Origin of the sequence: Marinobacter sp. DS40M6 (genome assembly GCF_028581595.1) — a bacterium.
Classification (GTDB): Bacteria; Pseudomonadota; Gammaproteobacteria; order Pseudomonadales; family Oleiphilaceae; genus Marinobacter; species Marinobacter salarius.
The window spans coordinates 188,341-204,454 of the sequence record NZ_JAFCAE010000001.1 but is presented as its reverse complement, the minus strand read 5'-3'; the positions used below and the strand labels follow the sequence as shown (position 1 = coordinate 204,454).

14 protein-coding genes are annotated in these 16,114 nt (G+C 57.6%); 9 read left to right on the top strand and 5 right to left on the bottom strand.

What is annotated here, in order from left to right:
- Nucleotides 1-27: 27 nt before the first annotated feature.
- The 3 genes from JJO78_RS00955 to JJO78_RS00945 are packed head-to-tail and all read left to right on the top strand — an operon-like array spanning nucleotide 28 to nucleotide 2,095.
- Entirely contained in the window at nucleotides 28-1,245 is a 1,218-nt protein-coding gene (locus JJO78_RS00955) for a choline transporter (protein ID WP_041332893.1), read from the top strand.
- Between the two features lie 40 nt (nucleotides 1,246-1,285).
- A complete protein-coding gene (locus JJO78_RS00950) occupies nucleotides 1,286-1,495 on the top strand; it encodes a hypothetical protein (protein ID WP_041332895.1) in 210 nt (69 codons plus the stop codon).
- 45 nt (nucleotides 1,496-1,540) lie between these two features.
- A complete protein-coding gene (locus JJO78_RS00945) occupies nucleotides 1,541-2,095 on the top strand; it encodes a YgjV family protein (protein WP_273622697.1) in 555 nt (184 codons plus the stop codon).
- Here the strand turns inward: JJO78_RS00945 and JJO78_RS00940 are convergent.
- Both JJO78_RS00940 and JJO78_RS00935 read right to left on the bottom strand, forming a co-directional pair.
- Nucleotides 2,090-3,124, bottom strand: coding sequence for a histone deacetylase family protein (locus JJO78_RS00940; protein ID WP_273622696.1), 1,035 nt, complete (start codon nucleotides 3,122-3,124; stop codon nucleotides 2,090-2,092). The two genes, JJO78_RS00945 and JJO78_RS00940, sit on opposite strands and share 6 nt — an antisense overlap.
- Before the next feature lie 30 nt (nucleotides 3,125-3,154).
- A complete protein-coding gene (locus JJO78_RS00935) occupies nucleotides 3,155-5,014 on the bottom strand; it encodes a sensor domain-containing diguanylate cyclase (protein WP_273622695.1) in 1,860 nt (619 codons plus the stop codon).
- 57 nt (nucleotides 5,015-5,071) lie between these two features.
- Here JJO78_RS00935 and JJO78_RS00930 point away from each other — a divergent pair, with 57 nt between their 5' ends.
- Entirely contained in the window at nucleotides 5,072-5,632 is a 561-nt protein-coding gene (locus JJO78_RS00930) for a TIGR00730 family Rossman fold protein (protein ID WP_041332903.1), read from the top strand.
- Here JJO78_RS00930 and JJO78_RS00925 read toward each other — a convergent pair.
- The 3 genes from JJO78_RS00925 to JJO78_RS00915 form a co-directional block, all read right to left on the bottom strand.
- Nucleotides 5,602-6,495 (bottom strand): carbohydrate kinase family protein, encoded by an 894-nt coding sequence (locus JJO78_RS00925; RefSeq protein WP_273622693.1) that lies wholly within the window; start codon nucleotides 6,493-6,495, stop codon nucleotides 5,602-5,604. The genes JJO78_RS00930 and JJO78_RS00925 overlap by 31 nt on opposite strands.
- 95 nt (nucleotides 6,496-6,590) lie before the next feature.
- Entirely contained in the window at nucleotides 6,591-7,496 is a 906-nt protein-coding gene (locus tag JJO78_RS00920; RefSeq protein ID WP_273622692.1) for a response regulator transcription factor, read from the bottom strand.
- Nucleotides 7,483-10,863 (bottom strand): hybrid sensor histidine kinase/response regulator, encoded by a 3,381-nt coding sequence (locus tag JJO78_RS00915; RefSeq protein ID WP_007153044.1) that lies wholly within the window; start codon nucleotides 10,861-10,863, stop codon nucleotides 7,483-7,485. The genes JJO78_RS00920 and JJO78_RS00915 overlap by 14 nt, the downstream gene beginning before the upstream one ends.
- Nucleotides 10,864-11,245: 382 nt before the next feature.
- On the opposite strand from JJO78_RS00915, the gene urtA reads away from it, so the two are divergent.
- The 5 genes from urtA (at nucleotide 11,246) to urtE (ending at nucleotide 16,113) form a co-directional block, all read left to right on the top strand.
- Nucleotides 11,246-12,445, top strand: coding sequence for an urea ABC transporter substrate-binding protein (gene urtA, locus JJO78_RS00910; RefSeq protein ID WP_007153045.1), 1,200 nt, complete (start codon nucleotides 11,246-11,248; stop codon nucleotides 12,443-12,445).
- Between the two features lie 82 nt (nucleotides 12,446-12,527).
- Nucleotides 12,528-13,454, top strand: coding sequence for an urea ABC transporter permease subunit UrtB (urtB, locus tag JJO78_RS00905; protein WP_007153046.1), 927 nt, complete (start codon nucleotides 12,528-12,530; stop codon nucleotides 13,452-13,454).
- A 9-nt stretch (nucleotides 13,455-13,463) separates the two neighbouring features.
- A complete protein-coding gene (gene urtC, locus JJO78_RS00900) occupies nucleotides 13,464-14,663 on the top strand; it encodes an urea ABC transporter permease subunit UrtC (protein WP_127401980.1) in 1,200 nt (399 codons plus the stop codon).
- On the top strand, nucleotides 14,663-15,421 hold the full coding sequence (gene urtD, locus JJO78_RS00895; RefSeq protein ID WP_007153048.1) for an urea ABC transporter ATP-binding protein UrtD: 759 nt from the start codon (nucleotides 14,663-14,665) through the stop codon (nucleotides 15,419-15,421). The genes urtC and urtD overlap by 1 nt, the downstream gene beginning before the upstream one ends.
- Before the next feature lie 2 nt (nucleotides 15,422-15,423).
- Complete coding sequence (urtE, locus tag JJO78_RS00890) at nucleotides 15,424-16,113, top strand: urea ABC transporter ATP-binding subunit UrtE (protein ID WP_075194623.1); 690 nt, start codon at nucleotides 15,424-15,426, stop codon at nucleotides 16,111-16,113.
- Nucleotide 16,114 lies beyond the last annotated feature (1 nt).

Here is a 16,114-nt window from a genome sequence, read left to right as displayed (position 1 = left end):
AAGTAACGCCAGAAACTGGAGGTGTGTATGACACTCTGGTTATCCACAGGCCTGATTTTCACTTTCGCGGCTATCGCGCTGATCCTGTTCAAATGGTGGGACCTGAAAGTCATCGGCGTGACGCCGGTACGTACCTTCACGTTTATCGCCATTCTGTTTACCTCGGGCCTGGATGTCGGCCTGATCATGTTTCCGCTGACGGAATTTGCCGGTTACGGCAACCTGACGGAAAGTCCTGAGTACGGCTTCGCTAACCCACTGGCGATTGAGTTCGGGTTCTGGGCCTTTCTGATCTGGGGGTTCTACTTCCTTACCTGCTTCTACTTCTGTGTGATCGAGCCGCGGGTCAAGTTTTTCGACATACCGCTGGTGCGAGTGGTCAACAATGTGGTGATCATCGGCACCTGTGCCTTTACTGCGTTCCTGTTGTTGGTCAACCTGCCCTGGTATCTGCCGGAAATTGGTGACGGCGAAACCGTCGTGCCGACGTTCTACCTGATCGTCTTCGCGGCGATTGCGGCGGCGGTTTATTCCAGCAGTAAAATCAAGTATGTGCGCATACTCAGCCTGGGTTCCAGTTGGCTGTTTATCGCGCTGATTGCGGTAATGTGGGGCCGTGCCTTCCTGACGGGCAACGGCAGTGTCGGCGACTTCTTTGGCACGGCAGGGTTGATTGGTGAGTACTTCACCAACCTGCATCACTTCATGTTGCCGTTGAACGACTACCACGAGTTTTATCTGTTCTGGTGGTTCTCCTGGAGCATCATGATCGGCCAGTTCACTGCGCGCTTTGTCAGTGGCCTGCGCACCTGGCAGTTGATGATCGCGATGCTGGTGTTTCCGTCCATTGCCATCGGTACCTGGTTCTCGGTGCTCTACCATTACCACGCTGAAGGCCTGAACATCGCCAGCTATATCAACATAGCCATGATCACGGTGGGTATCCTGATGGTGATCAACTCACTGGACTCACTGATCCGGCTCTACACAGACAATCTCAACCTGACCGCAAGCCGGCTGGGACAGTGGAAGTATTATTTCGGCAACCTGATTGTGATGTGTGGTTTGACGCTGCTGTTCCAGCTCGACTTCCTGCGCATTCAGTGGGTGGGCGCTCTGGTGATTGCGCTGTACTTCGGCTGCTTCGTGTACATTGTCACGAAACGTCGCGCTGAGGTGATGGGCATTGAAGGTTCGCCCAAAGAGAATACACTCGACTTCAGGAAGATTGAGTTAGCGAGCTAGATAGCATCACACACCATCAGGGGAAACCCGGGAGGGCTTTATGTTTCTCGCCGAGAAATCGACCGGACACATGATTGAGGTGTTGGACACCAAAATGCTGATCGACCCCAACGAATCGACCGTTAAGGGCAGTCTGCATTTTGGCGAAGAAGCCCAGGACCCGGAGTTTTTCGACAAGGCCGGCCTGAATTTCCCCTCCGGGGAATCCCTGCCGCAGTGCTGGACGGACCCGGATTACCGCAGGCGGTGATCCGGGTTAACCGCAGCCATCAAATGCCAGGTCGGGCTGCCCGCGATGTTTGAGGGTATGAGCCTGACAGAGATGGCGGGCCAGGCGGTCAGCCTGATTGCACTGGGCTTCTGCATTGTCGGCTTTGCCAGCAAGCGGGATGACCGTTTGATGGTGCTGCTGATCTCCGCGAATGTGGCCTTTGCCCTTCAGTTTGCCCTGTTCGGCAGTTGGACGGCGGCGGTGCTGAGTTTGCTGGTGATCGGCCGTATCGTGCTGGCCAGGCGATATCTGGGCAACTGGAAAGTCATGCTGGCGGCGCTCGCGGTAAACCTGCTGGCAGCGGCTCTGACCTGGCGGACGCCCGTCGATTTCTTTGCCATTGGCGCGGCCATGTTCGGCACCGTCGGCATGTTTATGCTGCGCGGCATTCCCATGCGGCTGATGCTGGCCGCTGCTGCGATCTGCTGGATGTTGAACAACCTGCTGATTGGCTCTGTCGGCGGCACGCTGGCAGAGGGTATGGTGGTGGTGACCAATTTCATCACCATCTTCCGCCTGGCGAGAATGAAGCGCCGTTATCCGGAGGCCTTCGCCAAACTGAACGAGCCGGACTCATAGCCGGCCGCGTTCAAAACCCTTCAGTACGTTCACCACATTTACGCCGATGGCGTCCACGTCGTAGCCGCCTTCCATGGTGAACAGGGTAGGTAGATTCAGTGTCGCCAGCCGCTCCCCCATCAGCAGGTAGTCCGCAGACGTCAGCTTGAAGAAGGAAATCGGATCGTCCTCGAAGGTGTCTACTCCCAGAGCGATCACCAGTGCTTCGGGCTGGTATTCCGTAATGCGTTGGCAAGCGGTTTCCAGCCCTTCGCGCCAGACCTCGAAGGGCGTGCCGGGTGGATACACCAGGTTCTGGTTATAGCCGTTGCCTTCGCCTTCGCCGGTTTCATCCTCAAACCCCAGGAAGTGAGGGAACACCAGGTCCGGGTCGCCGTGCAGACTGATGGTCAGCACGTCGCTGCGCTGGTAAAAAATGGCCTGGGTACCGTTGCCATGATGGAAGTCGACATCCAGTATCGCCACGCGTTTGGCGCCCTGGTCCCGAAATGCCTGGGCGGAAATAGCCGCGTTATTGAAAAAGCAGTAGCCTCCGAGCAGATCGGCATGGGCGTGATGCCCAGGTGGGCGGCATAGTGCAAACGCGGCAGGCTCCCCGTTGGCCACCAGTGCCTGAGCCGTCAGTGCGACGTTTGCCGAGGCGCAGGCGGCGTCCCAGGTACCCTCGGTGATCGAGGTCTCGGCGGCAAAGCTGTAGTAACCCAGGCGGCCGTCGATGTCTTTTGGCACCCTTTCCCGCATCCCCCGGCCCGGCCAGACGGCGGGAATGGCCTCGCCGGGTTTATCCTCGGCTTCCCAATCCTTCCAGCAGGTCTGGAGGAAGTTGACGTAATCCGGGGTGTGCACGCGCAGAATCGGTTCCAGGCCGAAGTCGTCCGGTGGAAGAACGTCTCCCAGTTGTTCCTGCTTGACCCGGCCCAGTATGGTCTCCGCCCGGGACGGTTTCTCGTGAGGGGCGATCAATACGCCGCCGTCCAGCTCGGTCGTGGCGGTACGGCGATTGTGCAGCGGGGAAAAAACGGTTTTCATGGAAAACGATTCCGTTCTGGTTGTGGAAAGTCAGTCGTTGGCGGTTTTCTGGATACTGGAATAGAGGCAAACCCGGTTTCGTCCGCCAGCTTTGGCCTGATACAGAGCCCGGTCTGCGTAGAGCAGCAGGGTATCCAGATTATCCGACTTGTCTGGCCAGAAGGTGGCGACGCCGGCGCTGATGGCCAAAGTAAGGTGCCCACTCTCCAGCGGAAGCGGGTTGTTCTCGATGAAGCTTCTCAGGCGTTCGGCGACCTCTTCCGCGCCCGGTTCGTCGGTGTTCTCCAGAAGCACGGCAAATTCCTCTCCGCCCACACGGGCAACAATGTCGATATCCCTCAAGGCTTCCGTTGCCAGCTTGCTGAGATGGACCAGCGCCTTATCACCGACGCCGTGGCCATGGGTGTCGTTCACTTTTTTAAAGTGATCCGCATCGAACATAATGGCCGACAAAGGCGCCCCTGATCGAACTGCTTTTTTAACCGCTGTCCGACCCAGTTCGAAATAGTGTCTCCGGTTTTTCAGGCCGGTGAGTGCGTCGGTGCGCACGGTTTCCTCCAATTGGCGGATCAGTGTTTCTCGCTCCCTGCGCATGGCGTCCCGCTGGATGATTTCATCCTCCAGCAGGGTGTTGGTGTTCTCCAGTTCCCGTGTTCGTTCCTCGACACGATATTCCAGGGTTCTATTGAGCTCGTTCATTGCCCGGGTTTTCTCAGTCAGGTTCAGGATCAGGTTTCTGAGAGTGGACGATAGGGTTTTTACCTCCTCGTAGTCGTCTCTCTGCTTAATCAGAGTGGAGGGCTGATCCGGGTCCAGGTTTCGGGCTTCCTCGGTCATCTTGATTAAGGGCCGAGTGGTCCAGCGTGCAGCCAGGGATGCAAACAGGATCAGCAAAAGCGAGACAACAAAACCTGTGGCAATCAACGTATGGCGAAGGTTGTTGGCCGGGGCAAAAGCTTCTTCAGCGGGCTGTCGTACCAGCACTCGCCAGTTGAAGCTGGCGTATTCCTCACGATCACGCAGGCGGCTGAAGCCAATCAGATATTCTGTCTGTTCATCTGAAGCTCCGGCGGTCATCGAGTCCGTCACATAGCCGGAAGGGTTGCGGCTCGCCGCATCCGCCAGTGAATCCGGAATGGCCTGACCAATGCTGTCTGTTGGCCCGATCAGGATGGTGCCTTTGTGATCGGCCACGACGAGTTCTGCCTGCAGGCGCTCTTGCAGTGGGGCCAGCAAGGACTGGCCAATGGACGCCACCCAGTCCAGGTAGAGGTGTGCACCAAGAACGCCTATGAGCTCGCCGTTGTCCCGATACAGTGGTACAGCAACATCCACAAACCGAAGGGGAACAGAGGATGGGTTATCGAGTTTGGACTCCAGCAACACCGCGAGGTGAGCGTCTCCGAGAAAGGGCCCTTTGGAGGCTTCACGGAACCAGGGGCGCTCAGACACATTGGCGCCCTGAAGCAGGTTGTCCGTGCTCGTGATGACGGTACCTTCGGGTGATACCAGGCCGATCCAGGCATAGCTTGGGAAGGCGTCCTGAAGTGCATTGAGGAGAGCCGGTACGCTGACGGACTGGTCGTCCTCAATGGACTGACTGGCAATAGCGGCTGCAATGCTCAGATCGCTGTAACGCTCGTGGAGATCAATTTCGATCTTGTCCCTCAACTGCACCGCCACTTCCTGGAGGTTTTGGCTGGTGGACTTGCGTAATTCTTCAACAGCCAGATTGGAAGCCAACCAGGTGCCAATGGCGGTGGTGACGAGTATCAACCCACCGAATAGAAGAATCAGTCGGCTTTTGAGGGTGTTGAATGGCTTGATGGCAATGGCCCCATTGGTGCTTGTTATTCGTCCCAGTCGTTGACGCTGGCGCTCCCTGGCCACTATCTGACAGTATATTACTCATCCGATCAAACCACGAACGCGTTATAGGACTCCGTCATGAAAATCGCTGTCTTCTGTGGCTCCAGCCGGGGAAATGATGAACGTTTTGCCCAAGCCGCCGGAGTGTTTGGCCAGTATATGGCCAGCCAAGGTATGGATCTTGTATTTGGTGGTGGCAAGGTGGGCCTGATGGGCGTGGTTGCCGATGCCGTTCTGGCCGGCGGCCGGGAGGTATATGGCGTTATCCCCGAGTCCCTTCGCGACCGCGAGTTGGCCCATCAGGGCCTGACCCGCCTGGATGTGGTGAGCAGCATGCACGAGCGCAAGGCGCTGATGGCGGATATGGCCGACGCTTTTGTGGCGCTACCTGGCGGGCCGGGTACTATGGATGAAATTTTCGAGGCCTGGACCTGGGGCCAACTTGGATATCACAGCAAGCCCTGTGCGTTTTACAACGTGGATGGTTACTACAATGAGCTGCTGGCCTTCATCCGCACGATGTCTGGCGCGGGCTTCCTGAAACCTGAGTACGCCGAGATGGTGATCGTGAAAGACCAGCCCACCGAACTGGTATCCGCCCTGAAAAACTACCAGCCGCCCTCGCGTAAATGGTCATGAACTCGCTGAAGGCTCAGGTTTTCCGCTGCCAGGGACTGTGAGGTCACGCAGAGTGCGCCACAGACCGCCCCGAGGCGAAGGCAGGTCTTCAGGTTTTCACCGTTAAGGTGGCCACACAGAAAACCACTGAAGAAGGCGTCACCCGCACCATTGGTGTCCTGCACCTGACCGACCGGAAACGCGGGCTGTTCCAACCATTGCCCGTCCCGGCTAAGCAGGGTGGCACCGTCACTGCCATGGGTGCACACCACCAACTCCTTGCCATCATCGATCATCTTTTTCATGAAACTGCGATAGTCCGGCAGATTGTCGCTGGACAGGAAAATGACGTTCGCCGCATCGATAAACGGCTGATGATGTGGGTTTCGACCGTCGTAGTCATGCAGATCGGTCCACACCGGTTTGTTCGCGTTTTGTGCCAGGGCCAGCGCCGGCTTTGTGTAGCTCAGGATATTGATCACCACCAGTTCGCAGCCTGAGATTGCGGAGGTCACCGGTGCCCAATCAACGACACTTGGGTCAGCCGGAGGTTGGACAAACAGCGAAACCCGCCCGCCGTGAGGGTCCATCAGGTTTACGTGCTGTTCGGTCGGTGTGTCGGTGATTTCTGCAAGCAGCTCAATGCCAGGCTTATTCAGGGCGTGGCGCACCAGATCGGCCTCCGTGTCCTGTCCCAGCAGCGAATGCAGGACTACGCTGCGCCCCAGCGCTGCAAGGTTCAGCGCCTTGCCAGCACCGGTGCTGCCGACGGATCTGTAACTGCTCTTGGGCCACAGGGTTTGCGGTGTTGGGGTTGGCAGGGCATCGAGCTGGATGATGGTATCCAGCGATGCGCCGCCGATAATGACGATGGGTTTGTTCATGGGTTGGCCTCGGCAGGAAGATTAGCCCATCTTATCCGGTGTGGAACGGGTAGGGCTCCTCCCTGCGGCTACGCCCCTTTCGTTGCCTGTGGTGGTCAGGTTCGTGCCAGACATTTGATGGCGGCAGCCGCGGCCGACGTGCGGTTTTCCACGCCCAGTTTGCGAAATACCTGCTCCAGATGCTTGTTCACCGTGCGCGGGCTCATTTCCAGAATCTGTCCGATTTCGCGGTTGGTTTTGCCATTGGCTATCCACAACAGCACATCGGACTCCCGGCCGGTCAGGCTGAAGCGCGTCCGAAGAGCGCCCGTGGCCTCGCTGGGCTTCTGCACCTCTTGCAGTCGCAACAGGTATTCCCTTTCGTCGACCAGAGTGAGGAATTCCACCGCGTGGAGCTCGGGCAGGAAATCCAGAGTAAGGCTGTGGCCGTTCTCCGGATTGTGGCTCAACCAGGTGGCCAGGTTATTGGTCAGTAGCTCAAGGTTGTTGGAGCCGCCGCCAGTGAGCCGCTGATGAACCTGGGGGGTGGACCACAGAATGGCTCCGTGACGGTCCACGGCAAACAGGTTCTGTCCGGCGGTATCCAGTGCGGCCCGAGCGCTGTGTGCCATGCGGGCGTTTGTCAGATGTACCTGCATGCGGGCCATCAGTTCGGTGGTGTTAATGGGTTTGGTGATGTAGTCCACGCCGCCGCATTTGAGCCCCATCACCACGTGCTCAGTATCGCTGAGGCCGGTCATGAAAATGATAGGGGTATTTGCGAAGTCCGGATTCTGCTTCAGCCGACGGCAGGTTTCGAAGCCATCCATGTTGGGCATGATGGCGTCCATCAGCACAATGTCCGGGGTGATGTTCTGACTGATGGTCAGGGCCTGGCTGCCTTCCAGCGCAATCAATACCGTCATGCCGGCACTTTCCAGGGCGTCGTTGATCATGCGAATGCAGTCAACTGCATCGTCCACCACCATAACGACCGTCTTTCGGGCTTCAGGTGTGCTCATGTTCCGTCACCTTGATCAAATCGATGATTTTTTCGAACTGGAAGTCGTTGGTGAGCTTCACAAGTTCTTCTACAAACACCGGATCGGCCTCGCTCCGGTAACGGAGTCCGTGCAGTGCCTCAAGAAGTCCTTTTTTGTGGCCGATGGTGGCCAGCCCCACCAGCGCGGCGCGATGTTCAGCCGCGGGCAGAATCAGCGTTTCCGATTCGGGCGTAATGGTGGCTGCCAGCGGTTCCGGGCTTTTCTCGAAGCGCCAGTCGAGGGTAAGCAGCCGGGCGATGTGGTCCAGCAGCAGGTTCAAGCGCACCGGCTTGATGATGTAACCGTTGTGCAGGGTGGGTGATTCCGGCCGGTTGCGTCCTTCGCTGGCGTCGGCCGATACCATGACCACGGGCACCTGATGGTTGTTGCTTCGCAATTGCGTAAGGATATCCCAGCCGCTGTAACCGGGCATGGAGACATCGAGTAACACCAAGTCGGGATGGCTGTTGTCGATGGCATCCACCACCGCCAGGGAGTTGCCGATGTCGACAATCTCAAAACCCAGCGGAGCTAGCATGGCTCGGATCACCTGGCGGTGGGAGGACTCGTCATCCACCACCATGATCTTGCGTCGCGGGCCTTTGTAGCCATAAATGCGCCGGGCCGGAGATGTCATGGATTCCGGGCGGGGGGTATGCAGGCTGGACAGCATCAGGCTGACGCGGAAGGTACTGCCTTCCCCGGGCGTGCTCTCTACAGAGAGATCGCCGCCCATGATTTCGGTCAACAGCCGGGTGATGGTGAGCCCGAGCCCGGTGCCGGTGCGACTTTGTCCGGGGGTGCGTATACGCTCGAAAGGTCGGAATATGCGCTCGATGTTTTCTTCGGCGATACCTTCACCGGTGTCCTTTATCGTGAACTCAGCCACCTGGCTGCGATATTTCAGGGTTAACGAAATGCTGCCGTTGTCGGTGTATTTGAGCGCATTGGACAGCAGGTTGATGAGTATCTGCCGCAGGCGCTTTTCATCCGTGGTCACCAGTTCGGGTAAGCGGGTAGGGCCGTGGTAACTGAAAGCCAGCCCTTTCTCTTCCGCTTGCAGCCGGAACATGTGCACCAGTTGCTCCATCAGCAGGTCAATACGCACTTCGTCCCGGTGCAGGTCCAGCCGCCCGGCTTCGATCTTGGAGATGTCCAGCAGGCCTTCGATTAGGTCTGCCAGATACTCACCGCTGCGGCGTATGACACCCAGTGCGTCCTTGCGGTTGTCGGGGATAGCGGTGTCGTTCTCCATCAGCTGGGCGTAACCCAGGATTGCGTTCAGCGGTGAACGCAGCTCGTGGCTGATGCCAGTCAGGTAGCGGCTCTTTGCGCCGTTGGCCGCTTCTGCGTGCTCCTTGGCCTGTTGCAGGGCCTGATCCGTGCGCTCGTGGGCCACGATTTCCTCAGTCAGAAGACGGGTCTGTCGCTGGGACTCCTCCTCGGCCACCACGCGGCTTTCATGGGCCAGCACAAACAGCCAGCACACCACGCCGGTGATAATGATCAGCACGAAGAACACCTTCCACAGGGTGATCGACAGCAGCGCGGCTTCGGTGGGCGAGTTCACCGGTGTCTTGGCGTATATCAGTGCCAGAAGAAGCCCGGACAGACCGTTGATCAGGAACAACAACGTCAGGAAGTGGCCAATGCGCGAGTGTAGTTTTGAGAGCACTGACTCGGGAATAAACAGGCCAAAAAACTGCTGCAGCTGATGCCGATAACCTGCACCGGGTTTACAGAAATCGCCGCAGCGGGCATCAAGGGAGCAGCACAGCGAGCAGATATTGCCGGCATAGGCCGGGCAGCCAGTCACGTCTTCCGGCTCGAATTCGTGTTCGCAGATACAGCAGGCGACAAGTTGTCGGTCAGTGGCGATGGGCACGAATGGGCGTGCGGTATAGAAGCGCCCACGAGTACGCCAGGCAATGACGGGCGCGATCACCAATGCTGAACCCAGGGTAATGAAGTGTGACAGCGCCTGGGGTACGTCGCCAATGGCGCCACCGTGGCACACCATACCAATGACCGAGGCCAGTATCATGGCACCGACACCAACGGGGTTGATGTCGTACAGGTGTGCCCGCTTGAACTCGATGTGCTTCGGGCTGAAGCCCAGTGGTTTGTTGATCACCAGGTCGGCCACCAGGGAGCCCACCCACGCCACCGCTACGACGCCATAAAAGCCCAGAGTCTCTTCCAGGGCGCGATAAACACCCAACTCCATCACCAGCAAGGCAATGGTCACGTTGAAGACCAGCCACACCACACGGCCCGGATGGCTGTGCGTCAGACGTGAGAAAAAATTCGACCAGGCAATGGAGCCTGCATAGGCGTTAGTGACGTTGATCTTGACCTGGCAAAGAATGACAAAGATGCCCGCGATGGCCAGCGCCACTTCCGGAGACGACGAGAGATAGCCGAATGCCACCATGTACATGCGGGTTGGGTCGGAGGCATCCAGTGCCGACACGCCATGGTTCAGGGCCAGTACAGCCAGGAACGAGCCCGCCAGGATTTTCAACGCACCAATGACGATCCATCCAGGCCCACCGGCCATCACCGCCGTCCACCACCGCAAACGCTGCCCTTGCTCAGGCTCAGGCACAAAACGCAGGAAATCGACCTGTTCGCCAATCTGTGCAATCAACGAGAACACCACGGCCGACGCTGCCCCAAAAAGCAGCAGGTTGAACTCGCCGCCCTGATTGGGAGCAGTGCCCTCAAACTGCGTCCAGTCCGACACCGAGCCGGCGTCCATGTAGATGATGAAAACAAACGGCAGCAGCTGCAGCACAATCCATGCCGGTTGGGTCCAGAGCTGGAACTTGCTGATGGCGGTTATGCCGTGGGTGACCAGGGGGATAATCACCACCGAACAAATGAGATAACCGATTACCAACGGTATATCCAGCAGCAGCTCCAGCGCCATGGCCATGATCGCTGCTTCGATTGCGAAAAAGATAAACGTAAATGAGGCGTAGATCAGCGAGGTGATGGTGGAGCCGATGTAGCCGAAGCCGGCGCCTCGGGTAAGCAGGTCTATATCAACACCATAGCGAGCGGCGTAGTAGCTGATGGGTATAGCGGTCAGAAAAATGATCAGCGCTACGGCGCAGATGGCCGCGACTGCGTTGTTGAATCCGTAGTGGATAGTGATGGCCCCACCGATGGCTTCCAGCGCCAGAAAGGAAATCGCTCCCAGAGCCGTATTAGTAACGCGGGCGGCGGACCAGCGCCGAGCACTCTTTGCGGTAAACCGCAAGGCGTAGTCTTCGAGCGTCTGGTTAGCCACCCACTGATTGTAATTGCGCCTTACACGGAAAATGCTTTGTCGTGCGGCCATCGTTGTGTTGCCTGTGTCGCTGGATAAGGAGTGCCCGAAAATAAGTGCGGTTGCGTGGCGCGGTGCACCGGACCTGAAAACACCAACAATTTTCGTGCCATGGACAGGAACGCAAGAAAAAGCGGACACATTTAAATCGTGTACCCGCGTTTTAGCCTGTATTGCCGGAATCAGGAATGCGTCAAATGACGTAGTGTGCTGGGGTGATTGCCGAATGGGCTCCCTTAAAGGGCGCAAGCAGAATGTTTGATGTGGACGCTGTGCTTTCGATGAAAAGCGCGGTACCGGATTTCAAACACTGCGAGGAATCACCATGGGTACGACAGATAAAAACGCCAGCATACGATCGCCTGGCAAGAGGCCAGGGTTTAGAAAAAGTCTGATGACACTGGCGGCGTCCGTTATGCTGGCTACCTCCGCGCAAGCGGCGACACCCAGTACGGCAGAAGTCAATACAACCGATCTGGCGGTGACGGATGACACCGTTACGGTTGGTATACTGCACTCTATCACCGGCACCATGGCAATCAGTGAGATTGGCTCGGTGCAGGCGGAAAAGCTGGCGATTGAACAGATAAACGCGTCTGGTGGTGTTCTGGGTCGCCAGATAGAGTTTGTTCAGGAAGACGGCGCCAGCGACTGGCCGACGTTTGCCGAAAAGTCCCGCAAGCTTCTGCGTCAGGATAATGTGGCCGCGATCTTTGGCGCGTGGACCTCTGCGTCACGCAAGGCCATCCTGCCGGTGATCGAACAGTACAACGGCATGCTGTATTACCCCACCTTCTATGAAGGTCTTGAGCAGTCCCCGAACGTGGTTTACACCGGCCAGGAAGCGACCCAGCAGATTCTTGCGGGTATCGACTGGGCGGTAAAGGAAAAGGGCGCCAAGAGCTTTTACCTGCTCGGATCCGACTACATCTGGCCGCGAACCTCCAACAAGATCGCCCGCAAGCACATCGATAAGCTGGGCCTGAAAGTTGTGGGTGAAGAGTATTACCCACTGGGCCACACCCAGTTCAACTCGGTGATCAACAAGATCAAGCTCAAGAAGCCCGACGTGATCTTCGCGTCCGTGGTGGGCGGTTCCAACGTGGCCTTCTACAAGCAGATGAAAGCCGCCGGTGTTGATTTCACCGACGAGAAACCGCTGCTGCTGACGATCTCCGTAACCGAGGACGAAATCCGCGGTATCGGCGGCGACAACGTGGAAGGTATCTACGCCTCCATGAAGTACTTCCAGAGCCTGGACAACCCCAACAACAAGGAGTTTGTTGCGGCCTTCAAGGAAACCTACGGCGATGACATGGTGATCGGCGACGTTACCCAGGCCGCGTATCTCGGTCCCTGGTTGTGGAAAGCGGCGGTTGAAAAGGCCGGCTCTTTCGACATCGACAAGATTCGCGAAGAGTTCGCAGGCATCGAATTCACCAAGGCGCCGGAAGGTTACGTACGCATCCACGAAAACCATCACCTGTGGTCCAAGACCCGGATTGGCCAGGCCCAGCTTGATGGTCAGTACAAGGTGGTTCACGAAACAGAAGAGCTGATGGAGCCAGACCCGTTCCCGGAAGGTTACCAGTAAAACGGAATGGCCGGCGCCACCGCGCGCCGGCCTTCATCGCCTCCGCAACGCAAAGCATGTTGGTTTGAAGGGGAGAAGGGTCATGTTCGATGGCTACACCAGCAGTGAATTGATGTCGATATTTGCCATGCAGGGGTTTGCCGGGCTCTCCCTGTTTTCAGTGTTCGTACTGATGGCAATGGGCCTGGCCATCATTTTTGGTCAGATGGGCGTGATCAACATGGCCCATGGGGAATTCATGATCCTCGGTGCCTACACCACCTACCTGACGTCGAGTTTTTTCCAGTCCTACCTGCCCGGACTGTTTGGCGGTTACTTCTTCTTCGCCATCATCCTGGCCTTTTTGATATGCGCTGCCTTGGGAGCACTCGTTGAGTGGCTGATGATACGGCATCTCTACCACCGGCCACTCGATACCTTGCTGGCCACCTGGGGGTTGAGCCTGATCATGCAGCAGGCCTACCGCTCCATCTTTGGTGCCCGCGAAGTGGGCGTTGATCTTCCTGAATGGATGATGGGCGCCTTCCAGGTGACCGATTTGGTGGAACTGCCGATCAACGGCTTGTTCGTGATGATCATCGCGCTCTCCATTGCAGTCGCCGTTTACCTGCTCATGTACCGCTCCGGCTGGGGCAAGAACGTGCGGGCTGTGGTTCAGAACCGTCCTATGGCTGAGGCTGTTGGTATCAACAGTGCTGGTATCGACCGCGCAACCTTTGCCCTCGGCTGCGGTATCGCCGGGATTGCTGGCGCCGCGTTCACCATGATCGGTTCCACCGGGCCGTCGTCCGGGCAGGCCTACATTGTCGATACCTTCCTGGTGGTGGTCTTCGGCGGCGCCCAAAGCCTGATTGGCACCATTATTTCCGCCTTCGGCATTTCCCAGGCCCAGTCCACCATGGAGTTTTTCCTGAGTGGTTCCATGGCCAAGGTTCTCACCCTGCTGGTTGTCGTCGGCATTCTGATGCTGCGTCCAGAAGGACTCATGGCCCTCAAGGTCCGTCGCTAGGAGATTGTCATGAAGAGTTCATCCCCCCTGAAATGGTTCGGCTCCCGCGAGGGCCTGTATTACCTGGCGCTGGCGTGTCTGCTGGTTGTCATCCTGCCGCTGGCTCTGGACCCGTTCCGGCTGAACATGGTGGGTAAGTACCTGACATACGCCTTCGTGGCGATCGGACTGGTGATGTGCTGGGGTAAAGCCGGCATCCTCAGCCTGGGCCAGGGCGTGTTCTTCGGCCTGGGCGGATACTGCATGGCGATGTTCCTGAAGCTGGAAGCCTCCACGCCAGAGGCGACGGCGATCCAGTCCACCCCGGGCATTCCGGATTTCATGGACTGGAACCAGCTCACCGAGCTGCCGTGGTTCTGGGAACCGTTCCATAGCTTCTCGTTCACGTTGATCGCGGTTATTGGCGTGCCCGTTCTGCTGGCTTTCGTGATCGGTTTTGCAATGTTCACCCGCCGTGTAGGTGGCGTGTACTTTGCCATCATCACCCAGGCCATTGCCGCAATCCTGACCATCCTGATTATCGGACAACAGGGGTACACCGGTGGCGTAAACGGCATTACCGATCTGCAGACCCTGAAGGACTGGGATATCCGCACCGATGAGGCACGGACCGCCCTGTACTTCGTCTGTGTCGGAATGCTGTTCCTTTGCCTGTTCGTGGCACGGCTTGTCCAGAACCGGAAACTGGGCCGCATTCTCGTGGCGATGAATGCCCAGGAAATGCGGGTGCGCTTTTCAGGCTATGACGTGGCTGCCTTCAAGATTTTCGTGTTCTGCCTGGCGGCGGCCTTCGCTGGTATCGGCGGCGCAATGTTCACCCTGATTGTTGGCTTCATGTCGCCGTCCTTCATCGGCATTGTTGCCTCCATCGAGATGGTCATCTTCTGTGCGCTTGGAGGCCGGTTGTCCATTCTCGGAGCGGTTTACGGTGCCTTGTTGGTGAATGCCGCCAAAAGTGGCTTTTCCGAATCCTTCCCGGAACTCTGGCCTTTTGCCATGGGGGCTCTGTTTATTGGTGTGGTGCTGGCATTCCCGAACGGCCTGGCAGGACTTTACCGCAGCTATGTCATGCCCCTGGAAGAGCGCTTGTTCAAACGCAAAGCGCCTGTGGCTAACGCCACCGCCGAGCCTTCGGCCACCAAGCCTGGTGCTGAAAAGGCTGACGATTATGATCCGATGATCAATACCTACAGCCCGGAGAAATCCTGATGAGTGCAGCCAAAAGCAAAGGCACGGATTTTCTGCTGGCGGTTGAGGGCCTGACCGTATCATTCGACGGCTTCAAGGCCGTGGATGACCTGTCTTTCTACCTCGACCCCAAGGAAATCCGGGTCATTATCGGCCCCAATGGTGCTGGCAAAACCACCGTTCTCGATCTGATCTGCGGCAAAACCAAGGCGACTGCCGGTTCGATCAAGTTTGCCGGCAAGGAGCTGACCAAACTCAAGGAACACCAGATCGTTCATTCCGGTGTGGGCCGGAAGTTTCAGACACCATCGGTGTTTGAAGATCTGACTGTGTTTGAAAACCTCGAGGTGTCCTACCCGCAGGGCCACAGCGTGATGGGGGCGCTGGCCTTCAAGCGGGACCGGGCGGTAGTTGAGGCTGTGGAAGAGGTGGCAGAAACCATCTTCCTGACGGACGCCCTGAACGAACCGGCGGCCTCGCTCAGCCACGGTCAGAAACAGTGGCTGGAGATCGGCATGCTGCTGATCCAGAAGCCGGATCTGCTGATGCTGGATGAGCCGGTGGCCGGAATGTCGGTGGCCGAGCGCAAGAAAACCGCCGAACTGCTCCGGGTGATCACCCGGGACCATACGGTACTGGTGATCGAGCATGACATGCAGTTCGTTGGTGACATCGCCGACCGGGTGACCGTGATGCACCAGGGCAAGGTTCTTTCGGAAGGGTCCATTGAGCACGTGAAGTCGGACCCGAAAGTCATCGAAGTCTATCTGGGGCACTGAGCATGCTGAGCGTCAAACATCATTCGGTGGCCTATGGCCAAAGCACCATCATCGGGGACCTGAACCTTGAGGTGGGAAAAAACGAGATTGTGGCCGTGGTGGGCCGCAACGGCATGGGCAAGACCACGCTGATGAAATCCCTGGTAGGCATGACCCCCACCAAAGGCGGTGAGGTCAGCCTGGATGGTTCCAACATTTCCAACCTGAAGAGCTTCCAGCGGGTAAGGGCTGGCATTGGTTTTGTGCCTCAGGGCCGGATGATTTTTCCAACCCTTACGGTAAGGGAAAACATTGAAACGGCCCTGTCCGCCGTGGGTGAAAAGAAGGTACCGGAGGATCTGTACGAGATGTTTCCGGTACTGAAGGAAATGCAGAACAGGCGCGGCGGTAATCTGTCTGGTGGTCAGCAGCAACAGCTCGCCATTGCCCGCGCACTGGCCACGCGGCCCAAGGTGCTGCTGCTTGACGAACCCACCGAAGGCATTCAGCCCAATATCATCAAAGAGATCGCTCAGACACTACGGCGTATCCGCGATGAGCGCGGTTTGTCGATAGTTGTCTCTGAGCAGGTCCTGAGCTTTGTGATGGACGCGGCGGACCGGATTCTGGTGATCGAGAAGGGAACCATCGTGCACGAAGAGAACAGGGCTGAAGCAGACCAGGAAAAGATTGCCAGTTACCTGGCGGTTTAAC